The sequence below is a fragment of the Vreelandella janggokensis genome (genome assembly GCF_031451615.1).
GTDB lineage: Bacteria > Pseudomonadota > Gammaproteobacteria > Pseudomonadales > Halomonadaceae > Vreelandella > Vreelandella janggokensis.
In genome coordinates, this window is the sequence record NZ_JARWAJ010000007.1 from 32,007 (window position 1) to 52,250 (window position 20,244).

The window sequence follows — 20,244 nt, forward strand, 5'->3', positions numbered from 1 at the left end:
TCGCGGAAATTCATGTGAGCGAGGCGCGCCAGATCCGGTTGATTGTTGTTGTTTGAGGAAGCCATGGCGTTCAAGGGAAAAGGGAAGGCGGTCAACCGCGAAGAATTGGCTGAGGTTTTCGGCGTATCGCTCAACACGGTTTCTAACTGGATCCGTGGCGGCTGCCCGTTTGATCAGCGCGGCAGGCAGGGCAAGCCGTGGCGCTTTAACACCCGCGATGTATCCGAGTGGCTGCGTGATCAAGCTCGCCTCGAGGTAGAGGGCGACGGCCCCCTCGATGAGTTCGAGCTCAAGATGCGAAAGCTCGCCGCCGAGACGTCGCAAGCTGAGTTGGATCTCGCCACAGCCCGCCGCTTGGTGGCACCGATTGACGAGTTCGAGCGTGCCCGGGCACTGGAGAATGCGACGGTTCGCGCCAACGTGATGAACGTGCCGAGCCGCGTGGTCAGTCAGTTGATAGGTGAGACCGACGAAGCCCGCTTCAAGGAAGTGTTATCCGCCGAGCTAGTGCAGGCCCTGGAGTCAGCGGCAGAAGCCGACGTTGAGCTTGATGATGAAGAGGGCACCGATGGCGGCGACGATTGAGGCGGCTGAACAGTTCAGCAATACAGCAGGCGTACTGCGTGCACTAAAACGCAGTGCCCGCCACCTGGTGCCGCCAGCCCCACTGAAACCCAGCGAGTGGGCAGAGCAGAATGTCCGCATCCCGACTGGCAATGCTATCCCGGGCCCCATCCGTTTTGATAACGCCCCTTATCAGCGTGAACCTATGGACATGGCCACGCACCCCGCATGCTATCGGATCTCTTTGATGTGGGGCGCGCAAGTCGGCAAGACGCAGCTGGCGCTCTGCCTGCAGGGCTACGGCATTGCCCATGAGCCGCGCAGCCAGATGATGATGCAGCCCAGCCAGGGCGACCTGACCACCTGGCTGGAAACCAAGTTCAACCCCATGGTCGACGCTAACCCGGTGCTGCAAAGCCTGCTGGCAAAGCCTCGCAGCCACGAAGGCGTCAACAACCAACGCATGAAGAGCTTCCCCGGTGGCTTCCTCATGTTTGCCTGGGCAGGCTCCACAAAGACCATGCGCGGTCGCTCGGCGCCCTGGATCGTTGCCGATGAAATCGACGGCTATGGCGGCACGCCGGAAGGCGACGAGGTGCAGCTGCTTTGGCAGCGTGCGGCGACCTTTGGTGACCAGCGGTTGCTGGTGGAGATCAGTACGCCGACCATCAAGGGCGAGTCGCGCATCGAGGCCGCTTATGACCAGGGCGACCAGCGCCACTTCCATGTGGCCTGCCCGCACTGCGACACACACCAGGTGCTTAGCTGGGACCAGGTGAGTTGGAGCCGAGACGACGAGGGTAATCACAAGCCAGAAACGGCCGGGTATACCTGCAAGCATTGCGGCGTGTTATGGAACGATGGCGAGCGGATCGCCGCTATCCGGACTGCCGAGAAAGTAGGCGCTGGATGGAAGGCGCTAAAGCCGTTTCGTGGCCACGCCAGCTATCACCTTAACGAGCTCTACAGCTGCTTTCGTCGGCTGCGCGACATCGTGCAATCTTTCCTCGATAAGAAAGCCGCCGGCGACCTGCAGTCCTTCATCAACGTATCGCTGGCGGAAACCTGGGAAGAGCAGGGCGAGCAGGCCGAGCCGCACGTACTGATGCAGCGGGCTGAATCATTCAGGGCGCCGGTACCTTCTGGCGGTGTTGTGCTGACCACTGGCATCGATATGCAGCAGGACCGGCTCGAGATGGAGACCGTGGCTTGGGGCTATGGCGAGGAATCATGGTCCATCGATTACACCGTCCTATGGGGTGACCCGCTGCAGGATGAAGTCTGGCGCGACCTGGATGATTACCTGGCCACCACATGGGCGCATGAGAGCACCGCCCAGCTTGGCATTGTCGCCGCCTGCCTGGATACAGGTGGCAGCAGCGGCTACACCCAGCGCGCCTATGAGTACGCTCGAGGCAAAACGGGCCGCCGCTTATTTGCCATCAAGGGCGTCGGTGGCTGGGATCGGCCAGTGGTTACCGCGCCTTCACGCAAGAAGACCGGCCGAGGCCAGCGTAAGGTTGACCTGTTCAGTGTCGGTACCGACGAGGCCAAGCTAACCGTGATGCGCCGACTGGCGGTCGAGCATGCGGGCCCGGGCTACTGCCATATTCCTGCCGAGCGTGAAGCCGAATGGTTCCACCAGTTAACCGCCGAGAAGCTGGTCACCAAGTATGTGAAGGGCGTTCCCAAGCGCGAGTGGCACCAGACGCGCCCGCGCAACGAAGCACTGGACTGCCGCGTCTACGCTTACGCCGCATTTAAAATAGCGTCGCCAAGCCTCAAGCGACATGCTGCTCGCCTTGCCGAGTATGACGCCAAGGAAGATGACGACGATGGCGTTCAGACCACACCGACAGCCTCTCAGAAAGAACCACCGCCAGCGGAGCCGAAGCCCACGAAACGCAAGACTAGGCGCAAAGCAACGCGCCCACGGAAGAACTGGGTCAACAACTGGTGACGCATGGCCTACATACCCGACAGTTTCACGGCAGGCACCACCCTGGCGATCACGGTGGCATTAACGGCGTACCCGCCTCCGGAGTGGGCGGGTACGCTGATCATTCGTGGCGCACAATCTATAGACCTCGAATCCCAGCCTGACGAAAAACTGCACGCCTTCTCTGCGTCCGCCGAGACAACCGGCGCCTGGACGGCTGGCGCCTACTGGTACAGCTTGCGCGTCAATAACGGCGAAGAGGTGCACGAGATTGAGACCGGCACGCTAACCGTTGCGCCTGACCTGGCGGATCTTCAGGAAGGGTATGACGGGCGCGGTCACGCGGAAAAAGTTCTGGAGGCCATCGAGGCGGTTATTGAAGGCCGGGCAAGTAAAGACCAGGACAGTTACCGCATCAACAACCGAGAGCTTCGCCGCACGCCAATCAGCCAATTGCTCAAGCTTCGTGATGTATACCGCCAAGAGGTTCGCCGAGCGCGTGCTGCGCGACGTGGCCGCGACACGCTGGGCCGTCAAGTGCTAGCGAGGTTCAACCGTGATTAACCCGTTCAAGCGTCAGCGGCCAACAGAGCAGGCGAGCCAGCCTAACCGCGCTTCACGCATGCGCCAGATACCCAGAGCGCTGGCGCGTACCCTGCTGGGGCAGGCGCGGGCGGATCGTCTTTCTGGCGACTTGCCGACAGTGCCGGTGCCTGCAGACCAGTTCGTCGACAAGAATCAGCGGGCGTTGGTGGCGCGTTCTCGCCACCTGCTCCTAACCAACGACTACGCCCGCGGCTTCGTCCGCAAGGTGCGCCAAAACGTGGTGGGCCGAAAAGGCATCGCGCTACAGGCGCAGGCAAAAGACGCCGATGGTTCGCTCGACGAGCGGGCCAATGACGCCATCGAGGCCGACTTTTCCAAATGGTGTGACCGCAAAGTTTGTGACGTTACCGGGCGCCGCTCCTTTCGCCAGCTGCTATCGCGGGCGGCAGAAGACGCCGCCATCAACGGCGAGTTCATGTTTCGTATCGTTCGCGGTCGAGACCTTAACCCCTGGGGCATTGCTATCCAGGTGCTTGACCCGCAGCGGTGCCCGGTCGAGGTCAACGAAGATCGTCTGCCCGGCGGGCAGTTTATCCGGCAAGGCATCAAGTACAACCGGCTCGGGCGCGCCGTGGGCTACCTGTTTGGCACCCTTGATCCGTCGGAAAGCGATTATCGTTTTGGTGGCCGCAACTTCGTCGAGGTTCCGGCTGATGAAGTCGTGCATGGCTTCCTGGAAGACCTGGTTGGTCAGCGCCGTGGGCTGCCGTGGATGGTCACGGCTGTGCTTCGTATGCACCACCTCGACGGCTTTGAAAAAGCAGCGCTCGTCAACGCCCGCGTGTCGGCGGCCAAAGGTGGCTTCTTTGAATGGGAAGAGGGCATGGGCCCTGCCGACGAGGAAGAGGACGAGCACGAGCCGTTGTACATGGATGCCGATCCCGGCAGCTACCAGGAGTTACCGCCCGGTCTCAAGTTCAGAGGCTGGGATCCTCAGTTCCCAAGCGGTGAGCTGGCGCCTTTCAGTAAACAGAGCCTGCGAGGTATTGCGACCGGCTTAGGTATCGACTACCCGACACTCGCCAATGACCTGGAGGGCGTCAACTTTTCAAGCCTCCGGCATGGCGTGCTGGAGTCTCGCGACGCCTGGATGGATCTGCAGGAGTGGCTGATCGAGCAGCTGCTAGAGCCAGTGTTTGAGGCCTGGCTACCCAGGGCGCTGCTCAAAGGCATTCCCGTGGCGGGCGCTAATGGCGCGACCCTTCGCGCCGAGCGCATCGAGAAATATCGCGAGCACGCATGGCAGGGCCGTCGTTGGGATTGGGTCGACCCCGACAAGGACAGCAAAACAGCGGCTCGAGATATTGCCAACAAGATCAAATCGCCCAGCCAGGTGATTCGTGAGCGTGGTGGTGACCCCCGCACTGTTTGGCGTCAGTGGGCGAGCGACCGACAGGCAATGATTGATGCCGGCATCCCCGAAGAGTTGGTAGACGCCACCTTGGGCAACCCCACCATGAACAGCGGCAGCAGCACGCCCCAGGGCGAAACCGCAGGAGAGGCAAGCAATGAAGGATAAGCGCGAAACCGAAGACCGGATGCACCAGCCCGTGCGAGATCCAAAGGCACCGGTGGCGGACAAGGCCCGGCAACTTCAGGGCACACACCAGACGCGCAGCGTGACCGATGAGCAGCTGCGCAAAATTCAAAAGGAAGGCCTGCGCCGCGACATGATCGTTGGCGAAGTGCGGGCCATCGATAAAGAGAACCGTACGGTTGAGCTGGCGTTTTCCAGCGAGGCCGAGGTGGAGCGTTGGTTCGGCATTGAGGTGCTGGACCATAGCCCCGGAGCCATGCGCACTGATCGTCTCGCTGATGGCGGGGCAATCCTGGTCAATCACGACTGGGACGATCACGTGGGCGTGGTGGAGTCTGTCACCGTAGGAGACGACCGGCGGGGCCGGGCGACTGTGCGCTTTGGGAAAGGCGCGCGTGCTTCTGAGGTGTGGCAGGACGTGGTCGACCGTATCCGTCGCCATGTCTCGGTTGGCTACTCAATCCACAAGGTAGAGGTTGAGGAGCGGGCCGGGATGGCTGACATGGTGCGCGTCACCGATTGGGAGCCGCACGAGATCAGCTTCGTCTCTGTGCCGGCGGATGCGTCGGTGGGCGTAGGGCGCTCGCAGGAACCACCGCCAGCGGAGCAAGGGCCGGGCGGCACCGATACTGCCAGCAGCGAAGGTAATGGCGCTGCTGGCGCATCCCGAACACACCGAAAGGAAAGCGAGATGAAAGAGAAAATTCTCCGCGATAAAAGCGGCAATCTGGTTCGCGCCAAAGTTAACGAGCAGGGCGACATCGTCGAAGTGCTTGAGATGATCGAGCGCGCTGGCGACGCTCAGGCGCAGGCCCGTACGGCAGGCGTTCAGGCAGAGCAGACCCGCGTCAAAACCATCATGGATATGGGACGCGAGTACGAGAACGCCGACCTGGCGACCCGCTACGTTAGCGAGGGCAAAAGCCCAGAGGAGTTCCAGCGCGCCCTGCTGGGGGAAATGCACAAGCAGCGCTCCAAGGCGGTCACCGATAACGGCGAAGGCGAAACTCGCTCAGCCAGCATTGGTATGACCGACAAAGACCTGCGCCGTTATTCAATGATGAACGTGGTTCGGGCGCTGGCTAACCCCAACGACAAGCGAGCCCAGGAAGCGGCTAAGTTTGAGCTGGAGCTTTCCTCAGAAGCTGAACGGCAGTATGGCAAGCAGGCGCGCGGGATACTGATTCCGGATGACGTTCTGTCTCGTGCGTTCAACGCCGGTGGCGCTGCTGATACCCCTACCGGTGCCACCACAGGGGAAGGGTTAGTCGATACGCAGTACATGGCGGGCAGCTTCATTGAGATGCTGCGTAACCGTACTGCTCTGATGCGATTGGCCACGACCATGAGTGGGCTGGTCGGCAACGTTGAGATCCCCAAGCAGACCGGTGGTGCTACCGCCTACTGGTTGGGTGAAGGTGAAGACCCCGACGAGGGCACGCCGACCATTGGGCAGATTGCGTTATCGCCCAAGACCGTGGCGGCCTATACCGACATCACTCGCCGACTGATGCTGCAGTCAACGCCTGATGCCGAGCGTGTGGTGCGCAATGACCTGGCATCAGCCGTCGCCCAGGCTATCGACCTAGCAGGCTTCTACGGTGCTGGCGGCAACGAGCCAACCGGTATCGCCCAGACCTCTGGTATCAACGCGGTCAACCTCGCCACTGCCGGCAAGCCGACTTATGCCGAGACGGTGCAGATGGAGAGCGAGATCGCCGCTGATAACGCTGACGTTAACTCTATGGCGTACGTGATGGCGTCAATGATGCGTGGCCACTTCAAGACCACGCAGAAGTTTGATGGCACCAACGGCGCGCCGATCTGGGAGCAAGGCAATACGGTTAACGGTTACGGCACTGAGGTGACCAACCAGATCCAGAGCGGTGACATCTTCTTTGGCAACTTCGCCGACCTGATCATTGGTATGTGGGGCGGTCTCGATCTGACTGTTGACCCTTACAGCCTATCCAAGTCAGGCGGTACGCGGCTGGTGGTCTTCCAGGACGTTGATATGGCGACCCGCCGGGTAGAGTCCTTCTGTCTCGGCCGTAACACGCCCTAAGCGGTAACTGACTGGCGGCCCCGCATTTCGCGGGGCCGTATCTACTAAGCCATTCATTGAGGTAACTCCATGAGCAAGCAATCCAAAAAAGTCGACATCGAGTGCACCAGTGCCTTCATGGCCTCAGGCAAAATGATCAAGCCTGGGCAAGTGGTTCGGGGTGTGCCCGCGACCGAAGCGCAAGGCTTAAAACGCCGCGGTAAGGCGAAGATCCTTGAGGCTAGCGTCGATGCAGAAAGTGATGATGTTGATGTGCCAGGCCTTCAGGATCTCACCGTTGAAGAGCTCAAAACCACCGCAAAAGAGTATGAGATAGAAGGCGCGGAGAAGATGAAAAAAGCCGAGCTAATCGCTGCTATTGAAGCCGCTGAGGCTGGAGACGAGTAATGCCAGCGCCGGATTGGGAGAACCTCGACGACTTCCTTGATGAAAAGGAATTTGCCGTCTCTGTCACGGTGACGCGCGCTGACGGAACAGTGCTCACCCTCTCCGGCATTTATGAAGATCAATACCTGGACGCCCAGCTTGGCGAGTACCGCATGGACAGCGAGCGCCCAAGGGTTTGGTGTAAGCAAGCCGATGTTAACGGCGTTGCCCGAGGCGATACCTGCACGGTCGAAGGCATCACGTATGACGTGATGACGCAACCGCAGGGCGATGGTACCGGAATGGCAATGCTCGACCTGGCAGTGACGGCCAATGCTGGATTTTGATGTTGATGCCGACGACCTGCAGCGGGTCGTCGAGGAACTTGGGGCCATGCCAAAGGAGGTGAATGCCTCTTACAACCGCGCCCTAACACGTACGGCGGCCACACTGCGAAAGCTCTCCAGCAAGGGGCTGGTCAGCGAGTTGGGTTTACGCCGTGCCAAGGCGGCACGTAAGCGTCTGAAGACGATTCGCGTAAAAGGCTCCAAGAGCGGCGACTACCGCAAGATGGCCTCGGTCAAACTGTGGTATGGGCTCAACGACATTGCCGTTTCTGAGTTCAAAGGCCGCGTTAGCGAGACAACGTCAGGTGCTGGGTACTCGGGCCCTGCTGGCAGTCACAGCTTTCCAGGTGCCTTTGTGGCCAAGCCACGCGGTGCTAATCGGCGCACCATCATGCGTCGACGCGGTGCCCGCCGCCTGCCCATCCATCAGGAAACCCTGCCCGTAAAAGACAGGGCTGACGTCTTCGTCGAAGACGAGATATTCAACCAGCTTGAAGTCATCTTCTGGCGCCACTTCCGCCGCGACCTGGAACGCCGCATCGCTTACCTGAGGGCCGCATGAACGCTGATACCGAGATCGACCTGGCGGGGCTTCATCAAGCGATCATCGATACGATTGCCGCCGGTTTCCCGTCCATCAAGACGGTCGCCGATTATCCGGATGACCGGCAGCGCATTGAAGTACCCGCTGCGCTGATAGAGCTGACCGAGCTAAACGCAGCCCCTGACGATGACCCAGGTACTGGCCAGCTGGCCATGGAGGCACAGTTTGAGCTTCGTTACCTCATCGGCTGGCGCGGCGCTAACCAGGGCAGGGTTATCCGTTCTCAGGTAACAGCGCTGGCGCACTTTATCCATCAACAGCAATGGGGCCTGCCGGTAGAGCCTGCCCGAGTGCTAGTGGCTGAGCCTGATGAATTTAGCCCCGAGCTTGATCAATATCTGGTGTGGCGCATTGAGTGGGCGCAAATCATCCATATAGGCGAGAACGAATGGATCGACGACGGGGTTACTCCCAGTGAAGTCTGGGTGGGCATTGCACCCCTGATTGGCCCTAAGCATGAGGAACTTTATGCCCGCCAGGATGGTGGTCAGCACGAAGAGGAGGGCAGCGAGTGAACCAGGCTTGGCGACTGCAGGAATTAGAAAGACGCCTCAATAACATGGTGATGGTCGGTACCGTCCTCGAGGTCGATCACCCTACCCGCAAACTTAAAGTCGAGATCGGCGAGATCCGCACGGCGTGGCTTAACTGGCCAGCGGAAATGGGCCGCAACTATCGCCGCTGGCGCCCGCTTCGAAAGGGCCAGCAGGTAGTGCTTTCCAGCCCCTCCGGAGATCCTGCCCAAGCGGTCATCACCGGCATGCTGTATAGCAACGCGCTTTCGGCACCTTCCAGCAACCCCGACCTTGACCTTATCGAGTTTGAGGACGGCACCCGTTTCCAGTACGACAGCGCTAACCATGAATGTGTGGCTCAAACAGGTGAGAGCCAAATTACTATGGATCGAGACCGTATCTTGCTATCGAGCAACGGCTCGACGCTTGAGCTCGACGCCGAGGGGATTCGCCTCAATGGCGCCCGTATTGACCTGAACTAGGAGCGTTTATGCCTGCCGTTACCCGTTTGGGAGATAGCTGCACAGGCCACGGTGATTTTCCACCCAGGGCCAGCACCGGTGGCAGCGGCAATGTCTACGCCAACGGCATCGCCGTGCACCGCCAAGGCGATGGGTGGGCCACGCACTGCAACAGTGTGCCGGTTTGTCACGGCGGCAGCCTGGGGTCTGGATCCGGCACGGTCTACGCCAACGGCCAGCAACTCGGGCGCGTTGGGGATCCGGTTGATTGCGGGTCCAGCGTGGCCACTGGCTCGGGCAATGTCTCCGCCGGATAGCTAGAACCACCGCCAGCGGAGGCGTTGAGCTTGCTGGCGCATCCTCACAGTCATGAACGGCATGAACGCGCAGTCCGGGCGCACGTTATCCGGCATCGACCACTTGCGGCAATCGCTCCGCGACATACTGACAACGCCTATCGGCACTCGGGTGATGCGGCGTGACTATGGATCCCGCCTCTATCAGCTGGTCGATGCGCCAATGAACAACACCACCCTTGTCGAACTATACGCGGCCACCGCCGAAGCCGTGGCCCGTTGGGAGCCTCGCTTCAAGCTAACGCGTGTGCGAACAGAAAGCGCCTCGCCCGGGCATATCTTGCTCACCCTGGAAGGTGAATACCTGCCGACCGGTGAAATGATCAATCTCGACGGCATACAGGTGAGCTAATGAGCACCACCATCGACCTATCACAGCTACCCGCCCCCACCGTCGTCGAAGAACTCGACTTTGAGGAAATCTACGCCGAGCGCAAAGCCGCCCTGCTCGACCTGGTCAGCAGCGAACAGCGCGAGGAAGTCGAAGAAACCCTCGAACTCGAAAGCGAACCGCTCACCAAGCTATTGCAGGAAAACGCCTACCGGGAGCTGGTATGGCGGCAACGCGTCAACGAAGCGGCCAAAGGCGTCATGCTCGCCTACGCCATCGACGAAGACCTCGACAACCTCGTCGCCAACTTTGAGGTAGAGCGCCTGGAAATCGACCCAGGCGACCCAGACGCCACGCCGCCGGTACCGCCCACGTATGAGAGCAACACAGAACTACGCCTGCGCGGGCAAGAAGCCTGGGAAGGCCTCAGCATCGCCGGCCCAACCGCCGCCTACGAATTCCACGCCCGCAGTGCCGACGGTCGCGTCGCCGATGCCCGCGCCCTATCCCCCGAGCCCTGCGACGCCCTCATCATCGTGCTATCACGCGAAGGCGACGGCACCGCAAGCCAAGAGCTGCTCGACATCGTCTATGACGCCCTAACACCCGAAGACATCCGCCCGGTCTGCGACCGTGTCACGACCCAATCAGCCGAAATCATCGACTACCTGATCGACGCCGAGCTGCAGCTATACGACGAAGCCACCACCGCGCAAGAAGCCATATTGGCCGCCGCCAGTGCCCGCTTGCAGCGCTTTGTTGAAGCCCAACACCGACAGCGCCGCCGACTCGGCGTCAGCATCTACCGCGACGCCATCAAAGCCGCCCTACACGTTGAAGGCGTCGAGACGGTGAACCTCATATCGCCGCCCGAACACATCATCATCGACAAAACCAAGGCCGCCCGGTGCACCAGTCAAAACGTCAGCATCGGCATCACCAGCGGGGGCAGCGATGAGTAACCAACAGCTACTCCCCCACAACACCACACCGCTCGAACGCGCCGCCGCTGTAGCCCTCGCCGACATCGAGCGCGTCCCGGTACCGCTTCGCCAGTTATGGAACCCCAACGACTGCGCCGCGCACCTGCTCCCCTACCTAGCCTGGGCGTTATCCGTGGATCGCTGGGACCCCACCTGGTCAACCGAAGCCAAGCGCGATGTATGCCGCTCGGCCTGGGCCGTGCATAAACGCAAAGGCACCATTTCAGCCTTGCGCCGCGTCGTCGAGCCGCTCGGCTACCTGCTCGAAGTAGACGAATGGTTCGAGCAACAGCCCGAAGGCCCGCGCGGCACCTTCGCCCTGCGCATCGGCGTACTCGACACCGGCATTACCGATGCCATGTACGAAGAGCTCACCCGACTCATCGACGACGCCAAGCCGCGAACCCGCCACATCACCGGCCTCGACCTGCTCGGCGAAAGCCGCGGCAAATTTCACATCGGCATTGGCATGTACGACGGCGACGTCACCGCCGTTTACCCCTACGCCGCCGGCGAAACACAGGTCACCGGCACGTTCTATATCGGCATCGGGCTAGAGGTTACCGACACCACCACCGTCTACCCGCAGACCTAACAGGAGAACCCCATGCCCCAGTTTTATACCCTGCTAACCGAGATCGGCCGGGCCAAACAAGCCAATGCTATCGCGCTTAAACAACCAATCGAGATCACCCAGCTAGCAGTAGGCGACGGCGGTGGCAGTCTGCCCACACCAGAGGGTGACGAAGAACAGCTAATCAATGAGGTGCGCCGCGCCTCGATCAACACCAGCGACGTTGACCCCGACAACCCCAGCTGGATCGTCATCGAGCAGGTGATACCGCCCGATGTCGGCGGCTGGACTATCCGCGAAATCGGCATCTACGACAACGCCGGAGACTTGATCGGCTACGGCAACTACCCAGAAACCTACAAGCCGGTCTTAGACGAAGGCAGCTCGCGCACCCAAACCGTGCGCTTTGTGCTGGAAGTAAGCGACACCGCCGCCATCACGCTCAAAGTCGACCCCAGCGTCGTGCTGGCAACCCGCAAATACGCCGACGATGGCGACGAAGCCACAAGCCAAGCTGCCGCCGACGCACTGCAACAGCACGCCGAAAGCCGCAACCATCCACCGGCGACCGAAGCCGAGCAGGGCATGGCCCGCGTGGCGGATCAAACTACGGTCAACACCGGCGAAAACGACACCCGCTTCGTCACCGCGAAAAAGCTCAAAGCGTGGGCAACCCAGTGGGTAAAACAGGCCACCGAAACCGTCGCCGGGATGCTCAAAGTCGCGACGCAGGCACAGGTCGATGCGGGGAATGATGACGAAACGGCAGTAACGCCTAAGAAACTGAATGGACAGATGTCAACAGCGCTTGAGGCTGTTGCGCTGACGAGCCTGACAAAACTCCTATCGCCGGGACGATTAGACGATGCATTTAAAGGCGAAAATCAGTCGCTTGCTGAAAGTGGGTATCAGATGCTGCCAGGTGGGCTGATTCTTCAGTGGGCTTCTGTTGTCGTTACCGCGAACAGTATGGCATCAACTAGTTTTCCGTTCGAATTTCCGAGCGAGGTGATAGCTCACTCACAAGGCACGCTTTATGTAGGAACCGGAACAAATGAGCTCAATATCACGCTCGCGTCTATCGATACCTCTGGGTTTACAGCTCGGACATTTCGTATAACAGGAAGCGCCAATGATGATGAGAAAGTTACTGTGATCGCAATAGGTTACTAATAACGGAGAATTAATTGTGAAATACAGCCAATCTCGTAATTCTTTCTATAGAGACTCGCTTCAAAAGAGGTATGAAGCTGCTGGAAACTGGCCTGATGACCTTGTCGATGTCACTAACGAAGAATGGCAGATCTACGGCCAGGGTGAACCTCCAGAAGGTATGCAACGCGGTGCAGATAAAAACGGCCGACCAGCCTGGGTGCCGATCCCACCGGATGACCTCGACACCCTCGCCGCCAAAAAGCGCGGCGAGATCGAAACCGCCCTGGCCGCCAAGCTAGCCGCAGGCATGCCATATACCATGCCCGACGGCACCGAAGACATCATCCAGACCCGCCCGCAGGATGAACCCAACCTGCTAGGCCTGGCCATCGAAGCGCGCGACCTACGCGACAGCGGCGAAACCGACGCGGTGCAGGAGCTACGCACCCAGTCAAACGCCGTCTACAGCCTGACCCCACAACAGATGATCGACGCCACCGACGCCGCCAAGGCCTTCAAAAAGGCCCAGCTGAAAAAAAGCTGGTTATTGAAAGCCGACATCGACGCCGCCCTTGAAGCCGAAGACCGCGAAGCCCTCGACGCCATCAGCTGGTAGACACCGCCCTAGCAACGAAAAGCCCGCCAATTGGCGGGCTATCCGTTTCACTATCGCTCTTTTTTGATTTTAAGAAGGCTTTCCCTGAAAGCTTCTAATACCTCTTTGCTCTCGGAGGACAAAGAATCACCACCTGCAAAGGACAACACCGACTCCTTATAAACACTCAGGGCAGTGAAATAATGTTCATCATTAAATTGCTTTATTTTCTTAAGGGTCATCCGTTCAGAGTCGGGGTGAGCGTAGTATTTATTTCTTATCTGCTTTATGAGCTTGCCAAATCCGGGGCTAAAAACAGCCTCTCTATCAGACGTGCGGTTAGCATTTCTAACGGCGATTATCGCAGAATCATCAATCAAAGAATCGATTAATCTAGGCAATTCACTCCTATCCTGTATTGGCCCTTCCTTCATCAAATAGCACTCAAGCCGATGCGGCAGAACCTCAAATTCCCTAGCCCAGCATAACTTCATAAATTCATACATATGGGCCAGCCAGGACACGTAACGTTCCTGTAAAACAAACCAAAATTTATAGTCATCCTCCAAGCTGGCAAAATGCCGTTCGAGCAATAACATAAATGACTCAAATGCAAACCGGCACCTTAAAGCCTCGTGATTAAGCTGAAAGACAATTTTTTCATCCTTACCCATAAAGCCTCCGAACCATCAAAGAACCATCCTGCAACGCAGACAACCAGTGGTTAGTAGGAAGTCAAATCTGCGCCAGGAAGAACCACCGCCAGCGGAGCCTTGCGCGCGTGCCCGCCATGCTGTGCCTATCGTCAGCAGTTCACCACCTGATCAGGCAAGAGGCAACCGCAATGGCATTTTTACATGGGGCCGAGGTCCTTGAAATCGACACTGGGCCGCGGCCTATCCAGACCGTCCGCTCGGGGGTTGTTGGCATCGTCGGCACCGCGCCGGATGCCGAAGGCGCGACCGCCGCCGAGCTTATCATCGGAAACGCGCCCTCCAATACGGCCATTCTGTACACCGCGGCAGAGGCAGGTAACGGCGGCAATAACATCCGTGTTCGCTACGTTGCCCCAGGCGAGTCCTCCGCCACCCTGGCGGTGGCCATCAGCGAGAAAGACATCACCGTCACCCTCGGCACCGATACCGAGGGCGAGATCTCAAGCACTGCGAATGAGATCGTGACAGCCGTCAATGATGCGGCCGAAGCCTCAGCGCTGGTAACCGCGGCATTGGCCGAAGGCAGTGATGGCAGCGGCATCCCGCGTGACCGTGATTGGCGTCAGCTTTCCGGCGGTGCGGCTGAACCGTTCCCGCTCAACCGGCCGACGCTAGTCGCGGGATCTCGCACAGAGGCCGTCCGCCTGGGCACGTCCGGCACGCTGCCAGGTGCAATGGATGGAATCTTCGACCAGGTCGGTGCTGTGGTGATTGTGGTTCGCGTCGAGAAGGCCGAAACCGAACAGGAGACCCTGGCCAATATCGTTGGTGGCGTAAACAGCCAGACCGGCGACCTTGAGGGCGTGCATGCCCTGGCTGGCGCTGAGAGTGTCGTCGGCTTCTCTCCCCGTATTCTCTGCGCGCCCGGGTTTACCCACCAACGCGAGACTGGCCTGCGCAATGCTGTGGTCGCCGAACTGCTAGGCATCGCCGAGCGTCTGCGCGCGGTGATCGTCGCCGATGGTCCCAACACCACAGACGACGCTGCCCAACAGTACGCCAACGACTGGGGGAGCGCCCGGGTCTACCTAGTGGATCCGTGGGTGCAGGTGCTGCAGTCCGATGGCAGCTATGCCAGCGAGCCACCTAGTGCCCGTACCGCGGGCATCATCGCCAAGATCGACAACGACCTTGGCTTCTGGTGGTCGCCCTCCAACAAGCCGATTAACGGCATTGTCGGCACCTCTCGGCCGGTCGACTTCAAACTGGGCGATGCCAACAGCCGCGCCAACTTACTCAACGAAGGCGGTATCGCCACCATCATCCGCCAGGACGGCTACCGCCTGTGGGGTAACCGCTCGCTGACCGACGACACCAAGTGGCACTTCCTTTCCGTGCGCCGTACCGCTGACATGATCAACGACAGCATCCAGCGCGCGCACCTCTGGGCCGTCGACCGCAACATCACCAAGACCTACGTCGAGGACGTGACCGAGGGGGTTAACGAGTACATCCGCGGGCTGGTTGCCGAAGGCGCGCTGCTCGGTGGCCGCTGCTGGCCAGATCCCGACCTCAACACGCCCGCCAATATCCAGCTTGGCAAGGTGTACTTCAATTTTGAGTTCACACCGCCTTATCCGGCTGAGCACATCACGTTCCGCTCGATGCTGGTGAACGATTACATCGAAGAGGTATTCGCGTAATGGCCGCTCGCAACATTATCAAGCAAATGACCGTGTCGGTTGATGGCCGGGGCTACGCTGGCCAGGTCATGCAGTACACGCCGCCCGTGTTGAATATTGCGACAGAGGAGCATCGCGCTGGCGGAATGGATGCCCCCATCACCCTGGACATGGGCATGGAAGCCCTGGAAACCAGCTTCGTGCTGCGTGCTTACGATGCCGCTGTGCTGCGTCAGTTTGGCGTCAGCGAAGGCAACGCCGTCCCGCTGGTCGGCCGCGGGGCAATGCAGTCCTACGACGGCACCTGGCGTCCCACCGTTCATAACATGCGCGGCAAGATCACGTCGCTCGATCGTGGCACCTGGGAACCCGGGCAGGCGGCGTCCATGACCATCACGATGCGCCTGGACTACTACCGCGAAGAGCATGACGGCCAGCTGGTCCACGAGATCGACATCGAGAACATGGTGCGCATCGTCAACGGCAACGACTTTTTAAGCGGCCTGCGCACCGCGCTGGGCGTTTAACCCGTTTCGGTCGGCATGGCAGTCCTTGGCCGGTGATTCCGCCGGCCCTTTTTATTTACCCACAACGAGAGACTGAAAATGGACGAGAAAGCCAACACACCTGATTACCTCGCTTATGACGACAGCGGCTTCTGCAGCATTACCCTCAACCGCCCGGTCACCCTGGCCAGCGGCTCTGAGGCAAACACCTTGCGTATGCGCGAGCCCACCGTCGATGACCAGATCGTCTCTGACGAAATGAAAGGCAGTGACGGTATTCGTGAGGTCACGCTGTTCGCCAACCTGTGTGAGATCGCGCCCGACGATATTCGCCGGTTGAAGCTAAAAGACTATAAGCGCGTGCAAGAGGCCTACTCAGGTTTTTTGTAATTGGTGCGGATGAGGTGCGTCGGCTAGCCCTGGCGCTCGCATCGCACACTGGCTGGGGCGTTAAAGAGATCGGCGACCTGCGTACCAGCCGCTTTCTTTGGTGGGTAGCAGGCCTGCCCCGAGGGTAAGGACAGGTTATGGCGAACCAACGGCTAAATGCCACTATCTCCATCGGCGGCACTGTCGCCAAGTCGCTTACCCGTGGCCTGACAGACACGCGCGGGCAACTGGCCGATGTGGGCGGCGCGATCAACAAAGCGACGCGCCGGCAGACAGTCCTCTCTCGCGAAATCGGCAAGATGGGCCGTCAGGGCATGAACGTGGAGCCGTTGCGGCGCGAATACGCCCAGCTGAGCAACGAGATCGATAGGGCGCGCCGTAAGCAGGAAGCACTCCAACGCCTTGCCGGTGCCGATGTGGCCGGAAAGTTCGGCAGGATGACCTCCGAGGTAGGGCGGCTGGCGCGGCGTACCGCCATGTTGGGTGGTGCTGTCGGCGTTGGCATCTTTGGCGTGGCGAACAGCACCGCCGAGCTCGGCGATAACGTCGCCAAAACCGCCGACAAACTCGGTATGGGGATTGAGGAGCTGCAGGCCTACCGCTACGCCGCTGAACGCTCAGGCGTAGCAAGCAAGACCTTCGACATGGCCACACAGCGTATGGTGAGGCGCGTCTCGGAAGCGGCCAACGGTACCGGCGAGGCCAAGGACGCCATCAAGGAGCTCGGGCTATCAGCCGAAGCGCTGGCCTCAATGACGCCAGACGAGCAACTAAACCACTTCGCCGATGCACTCCAGAACGTCGAGAACCAAGGCGAGCGCGTCCGCTTGGCCATGAAACTGTTTGATTCTGAAGGCGTTGCCATGGTCAACATGCTGCGCGGAGGAAGCGAGCAGCTTAACAAGTTCGGCGAAGACGCCCGCCGTACCGGCTATATCCTCAGCGATGCCGCGGCACGTGACGCCGAGACGTTTAAAGACACGCTACTGGATACCCAGCTTAGCCTGTTCGGCCTCAAGAATATTATTGGCTCGGCGCTAATGCCGGTCGTCGCCGACATGATGGGCAAGTTCACGGGGTGGCTTGCAGAGAACCGCAATGATGTACGTGATTGGTCAGAGCTGTTTGCTGAAAAGCTTCAGGCCGCTGTGCCGATCATTCGAGATCTGGCGTCCGGTATCGGTACCGTTGTTGCTAACGTAGGTAGCGCAGTGGCCACCACCGCTGAGCTTGTCGGAGGCTTCGACAATCTAGGCGTAATCATCGGTACGGTCTTTGCATCAAAAGCCATTTTCTCTGTCGTCTCCTTTGGCCTGGCGTTGGGACAAGCCGCTGGCGCCGTGTTCTCCCTGGTGGGGGGTGCTTCTGCGTTAACCGCTGGTATAACTTCTGTAGTAGGTGTTTTTAAAACACTGGGCCTAGCGTTGCTCGCTACGCCTATTGGCTGGATCGTTGCTGGCATCGCGGCGATCGCGGGGGGCGCTTATCTGATCTATAAGCATTGGGAAAGTGTTGGCCCCTGGTTTTCTGATATGTGGGAGGGAGTCAAGCAAATAGCAAAAACCACCTGGGACTCGATGAAAGCCACTCTGGCTTGGTCGCCAGTGGGCTTGATTATTCGCTCCTGGGGTGCGATGGCCACCGCGATCGGGAGCGTTGTAACCGCTGCAAAAGACATGGCCTTGGCTCCGTGGAACACAATTAAAGCCACTATGGCGTGGTCACCGGTGAGCTTGATTATTCGCTCATGGGGGCCGATGGCTGGCGCGATAGGCAGTGTTGTCAGTGCTGTTAAAGATATAACTGGCGCTGCCTGGGACTGGATGAAAGCCAAGCTATCATGGTCGCCGCTGGAAGCCGTCACCAATGCCTGGCAGGGACTGACTGGCTTCTTTTCCGGCCTGTGGGACGGCATTACCGCTAAAGCTGAAAAAGCCCTGGACTGGATAACCGGCAAGCTGGAATGGGTAGGCAACGCCTTCAGCACGGTGTCAGGTTGGATTGGCGACGATGATGACAGCGACACGCGGGGCATTCTGGGTGGTGCGAGTGCGGCATCGCTTACGCAAGAGCGTGATCCTGACGAGGCAGTGCAACGCGGCCAGCAGGCGGCAGAGCGCGCCTTACCGCGCCCTGACTTCAATACGAACAATTCAGGCGGCCAGCAAAGCAGCGCAAGCGAGAAGGTCAAAGAGGTGGTCAACAATATCACCAACAACCTGACGCTGCACGTGACCCGCCGAGACGGCGAACAAGACGCCTCCTACGCCCAACGCATTGCCGACATGGTCCTCGAGGAGCTGAACGAACGCCAACAAGGGGCGCTTTACGATGGCTGACATCATGCTTCAACTCGGTGCCTATCCCTTTGGCATCGATACCGCTGCCTACCAGCAGCTATCACGCGCTACCCGATACAACTGGGCGGCCCAGCAGCGGGTCGGCAATCACGATGCGCTGCAGTTTACCGGTTACGGCGAAGATATTATTACGCTCACGGGCCGTATTTACCCAGGCTGGCGCGGTGGCGTTAACCAGATCAGCGATATGCGAGATCAAGCCGCTGAGGGCAAGCCGATGTTGCTCGTGGATGGCAACGGCTATGTGCATGGCCGCTGGGTCATGCTCAGCATCGAAGAGCAGGATGACACCTTCGCTCGCGCGGGTGTGCCACGTCGCCAGCAGTTCACCCTACAGATGAGGTTCTACGACGATGGCCCGCAAGTACAGAACTAAGGACGGCGATACCGTTGACTGGGTTTGCTGGCGCGCTTACGGCCGCCTCAGCGAACGAATCACCGAGAAGGTGCTGGAAGCCAACCCCGGCGTTGCCGAGCACGGCCCGCTGTTACCTGGCGGGCTACAGCTGAACTTGCCTGATATAGAACAGCCAGCACCGACCCGGAGGATCCGCCTGTGGGGGTAACGCCAGTCTTTCGCATCACGGCCAACCAGGAGGATATTACCGAAGCGCTGCGAGAGCGCTTCGTCTCCCTTCGGCTGACGGATAAAGCGGGCCTTGAGTCCGATGAAGTCACCATCACTTTATCTGATAATGACGACGACGAACCTATCACCTTGCCGCCAGCAGGTGCCGAGCTGCATGTATGGCTGGGCTATGACGACCAGGCCGATGATATGGGCATCTATGTCGTCGATAGCCTTGAGTCGATCTGGCCGCCCAACCAGCTAAAGATCGTCGCAAAAGCGGCACCGCTAGCAGAGAGCGAGTCTGGCCAGGGCAGTACCCGGCTGATGCTCCAAACCAAAAAGACCCGCAGCTGGGAGGTAGGGACCACCCTTGGCGAGCTTGTGCGCTCCATCGCCTCAGAGCATGACCTGGAGCCCGCCGTGCAGGAGATAATGGCCGGTATCCCATTGCCGCATGTTGACCAGGTCAACGAATCAGACATGAACCTGCTGACCCGGCTGGCGCTTGAGCATGACGGCATCGTCAAGCCCGCCGGCGGAACGTTACTGCTGGCGCGCCGGGGAAGCTCCCAAAGCGCTGGGCAGGGGGGTGAGCCGCTACCCACCGTTGAGATAACGCCCAATATGGTCACTCGGGGCAAGATGCGACTCGCTAAGCGTGGGCGTGCAGGTAGCGTGGTTGCCCGCTGGCGCGATACGGAAAGCGCCACCACGCTTGAGATTGCCGAGGGGGAGGGCGAGCCGGTGCAACGCCTTCAGACGATCTACCCCGACGAGGACGCCGCGCGCTCGGCGGCAAGATCAGAGCTCAGGCGTGGAGAGCGCGGCGAGCAAACCCTTGACCTGACGCTGCCGGGTAACACCGCATTGATGGCAGAGGGCCGTTTGAAGCTCAGCGGCTTCAGGGAAGGGGCAGATGGGGAGTGGTTGATCACTGAAACGGTGCACCGATTGGACACCGGTGGGTTTGTGAGTCAAGCCAAAGGCGAGCTACCGGGTAGCGAATAGATCAGTGTAAGAAAAGGCTTACACGTGTAAGAGATGCTCCATTTGACTTTGGGTGCGTAGAAAGGTCATTCAT

General features: G+C 59.6%; 24 protein-coding genes. 23 read left to right on the forward strand and 1 reads right to left on the reverse strand.

Annotated features, from left to right (window positions below; genetic code table 11):
- Positions 1-63: 63 nt before the first annotated feature.
- The 16 genes from QC816_RS16410 (at position 64) to QC816_RS16485 (ending at position 13,019) form a co-directional block, all read left to right on the forward strand.
- A complete protein-coding gene (locus QC816_RS16410) occupies positions 64-585 on the forward strand; it encodes a helix-turn-helix domain-containing protein (protein WP_309783436.1) in 522 nt (173 codons plus the stop codon).
- A complete protein-coding gene (locus QC816_RS16415; RefSeq protein WP_309783438.1) occupies positions 569-2,524 on the forward strand; it encodes a phage terminase large subunit family protein in 1,956 nt (651 codons plus the stop codon). Before QC816_RS16410 ends, QC816_RS16415 begins: the two co-directional genes overlap by 17 nt.
- Before the next feature lie 3 nt (positions 2,525-2,527).
- Positions 2,528-3,067 (forward strand): hypothetical protein, encoded by a 540-nt coding sequence (locus QC816_RS16420; RefSeq protein WP_309783440.1) that lies wholly within the window; start codon positions 2,528-2,530, stop codon positions 3,065-3,067.
- Positions 3,060-4,628 (forward strand): phage portal protein, encoded by a 1,569-nt coding sequence (locus tag QC816_RS16425; protein ID WP_309783442.1) that lies wholly within the window; start codon positions 3,060-3,062, stop codon positions 4,626-4,628. The genes QC816_RS16420 and QC816_RS16425 overlap by 8 nt, the downstream gene beginning before the upstream one ends.
- Positions 4,618-6,711 carry a phage major capsid protein gene (locus QC816_RS16430; RefSeq protein WP_309783444.1) on the forward strand — a complete coding sequence of 698 codons (2,094 nt, stop codon included), beginning with the start codon at positions 4,618-4,620 and terminating at the stop codon, positions 6,709-6,711. The genes QC816_RS16425 and QC816_RS16430 overlap by 11 nt, the downstream gene beginning before the upstream one ends.
- A 69-nt stretch (positions 6,712-6,780) precedes the next feature.
- Positions 6,781-7,098 (forward strand): Rho termination factor N-terminal domain-containing protein, encoded by a 318-nt coding sequence (locus QC816_RS16435; RefSeq protein WP_309783446.1) that lies wholly within the window; start codon positions 6,781-6,783, stop codon positions 7,096-7,098.
- Positions 7,098-7,424 (forward strand): head-tail joining protein, encoded by a 327-nt coding sequence (locus QC816_RS16440; protein ID WP_309783448.1) that lies wholly within the window; start codon positions 7,098-7,100, stop codon positions 7,422-7,424. The genes QC816_RS16435 and QC816_RS16440 overlap by 1 nt, the downstream gene beginning before the upstream one ends.
- Entirely contained in the window at positions 7,411-7,986 is a 576-nt protein-coding gene (locus QC816_RS16445; protein ID WP_309783450.1) for a hypothetical protein, read from the forward strand. The genes QC816_RS16440 and QC816_RS16445 overlap by 14 nt, the downstream gene beginning before the upstream one ends.
- The gene (locus tag QC816_RS16450; RefSeq protein ID WP_309783452.1) at positions 7,983-8,543 is read left to right on the forward strand and encodes a hypothetical protein; all 561 of its coding nucleotides are present in this window, start codon (positions 7,983-7,985) and stop codon (positions 8,541-8,543) included. The genes QC816_RS16445 and QC816_RS16450 overlap by 4 nt, the downstream gene beginning before the upstream one ends.
- Positions 8,540-9,025: a phage baseplate assembly protein V gene (locus QC816_RS16455; RefSeq protein WP_309783453.1), complete on the forward strand. Its 486-nt coding sequence runs from the start codon at positions 8,540-8,542 to the stop codon at positions 9,023-9,025. The genes QC816_RS16450 and QC816_RS16455 overlap by 4 nt, the downstream gene beginning before the upstream one ends.
- An 8-nt stretch (positions 9,026-9,033) precedes the next feature.
- Positions 9,034-9,321, forward strand: a complete 288-nt coding sequence (locus tag QC816_RS16460; protein ID WP_309783455.1) for a PAAR domain-containing protein — start codon at positions 9,034-9,036, stop codon at positions 9,319-9,321.
- A gap of 61 nt (positions 9,322-9,382) precedes the next feature.
- The gene (locus QC816_RS16465; protein ID WP_309783456.1) at positions 9,383-9,712 is read left to right on the forward strand and encodes a GPW/gp25 family protein; all 330 of its coding nucleotides are present in this window, start codon (positions 9,383-9,385) and stop codon (positions 9,710-9,712) included.
- Positions 9,712-10,653: a baseplate assembly protein gene (locus tag QC816_RS16470; protein ID WP_309783458.1), complete on the forward strand. Its 942-nt coding sequence runs from the start codon at positions 9,712-9,714 to the stop codon at positions 10,651-10,653. The genes QC816_RS16465 and QC816_RS16470 overlap by 1 nt, the downstream gene beginning before the upstream one ends.
- Positions 10,646-11,269 carry a phage tail protein I gene (locus tag QC816_RS16475; RefSeq protein ID WP_309783460.1) on the forward strand — a complete coding sequence of 208 codons (624 nt, stop codon included), beginning with the start codon at positions 10,646-10,648 and terminating at the stop codon, positions 11,267-11,269. Before QC816_RS16470 ends, QC816_RS16475 begins: the two co-directional genes overlap by 8 nt.
- Before the next feature lie 12 nt (positions 11,270-11,281).
- The gene (locus tag QC816_RS16480; RefSeq protein WP_309783462.1) at positions 11,282-12,421 is read left to right on the forward strand and encodes a phage tail protein; all 1,140 of its coding nucleotides are present in this window, start codon (positions 11,282-11,284) and stop codon (positions 12,419-12,421) included.
- A 16-nt stretch (positions 12,422-12,437) separates the two neighbouring features.
- Positions 12,438-13,019: a DUF4376 domain-containing protein gene (locus tag QC816_RS16485; protein WP_309783463.1), complete on the forward strand. Its 582-nt coding sequence runs from the start codon at positions 12,438-12,440 to the stop codon at positions 13,017-13,019.
- A 50-nt stretch (positions 13,020-13,069) separates the two neighbouring features.
- Here the strand turns inward: QC816_RS16485 and QC816_RS16490 are convergent, their stop codons facing one another.
- Positions 13,070-13,672, reverse strand: a complete 603-nt coding sequence (locus QC816_RS16490) for a hypothetical protein (RefSeq protein WP_309783464.1) — start codon at positions 13,670-13,672, stop codon at positions 13,070-13,072.
- Between the two features lie 170 nt (positions 13,673-13,842).
- On the opposite strand from QC816_RS16490, the gene QC816_RS16495 reads away from it, so the two are divergent.
- The 7 genes from QC816_RS16495 to QC816_RS16525 all read left to right on the forward strand — a co-directional run bounded on the left by QC816_RS16495 (position 13,843) and on the right by QC816_RS16525 (position 20,171).
- Positions 13,843-15,357, forward strand: coding sequence for a phage tail sheath subtilisin-like domain-containing protein (locus QC816_RS16495; RefSeq protein ID WP_309783465.1), 1,515 nt, complete (start codon positions 13,843-13,845; stop codon positions 15,355-15,357).
- Complete coding sequence (locus QC816_RS16500; RefSeq protein WP_309783467.1) at positions 15,357-15,863, forward strand: phage major tail tube protein; 507 nt, start codon at positions 15,357-15,359, stop codon at positions 15,861-15,863. The genes QC816_RS16495 and QC816_RS16500 overlap by 1 nt, the downstream gene beginning before the upstream one ends.
- 78 nt (positions 15,864-15,941) lie before the next feature.
- Positions 15,942-16,232: a phage tail assembly protein gene (locus QC816_RS16505; protein ID WP_309783469.1), complete on the forward strand. Its 291-nt coding sequence runs from the start codon at positions 15,942-15,944 to the stop codon at positions 16,230-16,232.
- A gap of 137 nt (positions 16,233-16,369) precedes the next feature.
- Positions 16,370-18,571 carry a phage tail tape measure protein gene (locus QC816_RS16510; protein WP_309783471.1) on the forward strand — a complete coding sequence of 734 codons (2,202 nt, stop codon included), beginning with the start codon at positions 16,370-16,372 and terminating at the stop codon, positions 18,569-18,571.
- Positions 18,564-18,968 (forward strand): phage tail protein, encoded by a 405-nt coding sequence (locus QC816_RS16515; RefSeq protein ID WP_309783473.1) that lies wholly within the window; start codon positions 18,564-18,566, stop codon positions 18,966-18,968. The genes QC816_RS16510 and QC816_RS16515 overlap by 8 nt, the downstream gene beginning before the upstream one ends.
- On the forward strand, positions 18,946-19,158 hold the full coding sequence (locus QC816_RS16520) for a tail protein X (RefSeq protein WP_309783474.1): 213 nt from the start codon (positions 18,946-18,948) through the stop codon (positions 19,156-19,158). The genes QC816_RS16515 and QC816_RS16520 overlap by 23 nt, the downstream gene beginning before the upstream one ends.
- Positions 19,149-20,171: a contractile injection system protein, VgrG/Pvc8 family gene (locus QC816_RS16525; protein WP_309783476.1), complete on the forward strand. Its 1,023-nt coding sequence runs from the start codon at positions 19,149-19,151 to the stop codon at positions 20,169-20,171. The genes QC816_RS16520 and QC816_RS16525 overlap by 10 nt, the downstream gene beginning before the upstream one ends.
- Positions 20,172-20,244: the final 73 nt, after the last annotated feature.

What these genes read in the sequence shown, in the direction of transcription:
- QC816_RS16410 (WP_309783436.1), top strand. Translation starts at nt 64, where the DNA reads ATGGCGTTCAAGGGAAAAGGGAAGGCGGTCAACCGCGAAGAATTGGCT.
- QC816_RS16415 (WP_309783438.1), top strand. Translation starts at nt 569, where the DNA reads ATGGCGGCGACGATTGAGGCGGCTGAACAGTTCAGCAATACAGCAGGC.
- QC816_RS16420 (WP_309783440.1), top strand. Translation starts at nt 2,528, where the DNA reads ATGGCCTACATACCCGACAGTTTCACGGCAGGCACCACCCTGGCGATC.
- QC816_RS16430 (WP_309783444.1), top strand. Translation starts at nt 4,618, where the DNA reads ATGAAGGATAAGCGCGAAACCGAAGACCGGATGCACCAGCCCGTGCGA.
- QC816_RS16435 (WP_309783446.1), top strand. Translation starts at nt 6,781, where the DNA reads ATGAGCAAGCAATCCAAAAAAGTCGACATCGAGTGCACCAGTGCCTTC.
- QC816_RS16440 (WP_309783448.1), top strand. Translation starts at nt 7,098, where the DNA reads ATGCCAGCGCCGGATTGGGAGAACCTCGACGACTTCCTTGATGAAAAG.
- QC816_RS16445 (WP_309783450.1), top strand. Translation starts at nt 7,411, where the DNA reads ATGCTGGATTTTGATGTTGATGCCGACGACCTGCAGCGGGTCGTCGAG.
- QC816_RS16450 (WP_309783452.1), top strand. Translation starts at nt 7,983, where the DNA reads ATGAACGCTGATACCGAGATCGACCTGGCGGGGCTTCATCAAGCGATC.
- QC816_RS16460 (WP_309783455.1), top strand. Translation starts at nt 9,034, where the DNA reads ATGCCTGCCGTTACCCGTTTGGGAGATAGCTGCACAGGCCACGGTGAT.
- QC816_RS16465 (WP_309783456.1), top strand. Translation starts at nt 9,383, where the DNA reads ATGAACGCGCAGTCCGGGCGCACGTTATCCGGCATCGACCACTTGCGG.
- QC816_RS16470 (WP_309783458.1), top strand. Translation starts at nt 9,712, where the DNA reads ATGAGCACCACCATCGACCTATCACAGCTACCCGCCCCCACCGTCGTC.
- QC816_RS16475 (WP_309783460.1), top strand. Translation starts at nt 10,646, where the DNA reads ATGAGTAACCAACAGCTACTCCCCCACAACACCACACCGCTCGAACGC.
- QC816_RS16480 (WP_309783462.1), top strand. Translation starts at nt 11,282, where the DNA reads ATGCCCCAGTTTTATACCCTGCTAACCGAGATCGGCCGGGCCAAACAA.
- QC816_RS16490 (WP_309783464.1), bottom strand. Translation starts at nt 13,672, where the DNA reads ATGGGTAAGGATGAAAAAATTGTCTTTCAGCTTAATCACGAGGCTTTA.
- QC816_RS16495 (WP_309783465.1), top strand. Translation starts at nt 13,843, where the DNA reads ATGGCATTTTTACATGGGGCCGAGGTCCTTGAAATCGACACTGGGCCG.
- QC816_RS16500 (WP_309783467.1), top strand. Translation starts at nt 15,357, where the DNA reads ATGGCCGCTCGCAACATTATCAAGCAAATGACCGTGTCGGTTGATGGC.
- QC816_RS16505 (WP_309783469.1), top strand. Translation starts at nt 15,942, where the DNA reads ATGGACGAGAAAGCCAACACACCTGATTACCTCGCTTATGACGACAGC.
- QC816_RS16510 (WP_309783471.1), top strand. Translation starts at nt 16,370, where the DNA reads ATGGCGAACCAACGGCTAAATGCCACTATCTCCATCGGCGGCACTGTC.
- QC816_RS16515 (WP_309783473.1), top strand. Translation starts at nt 18,564, where the DNA reads ATGGCTGACATCATGCTTCAACTCGGTGCCTATCCCTTTGGCATCGAT.
- QC816_RS16520 (WP_309783474.1), top strand. Translation starts at nt 18,946, where the DNA reads ATGGCCCGCAAGTACAGAACTAAGGACGGCGATACCGTTGACTGGGTT.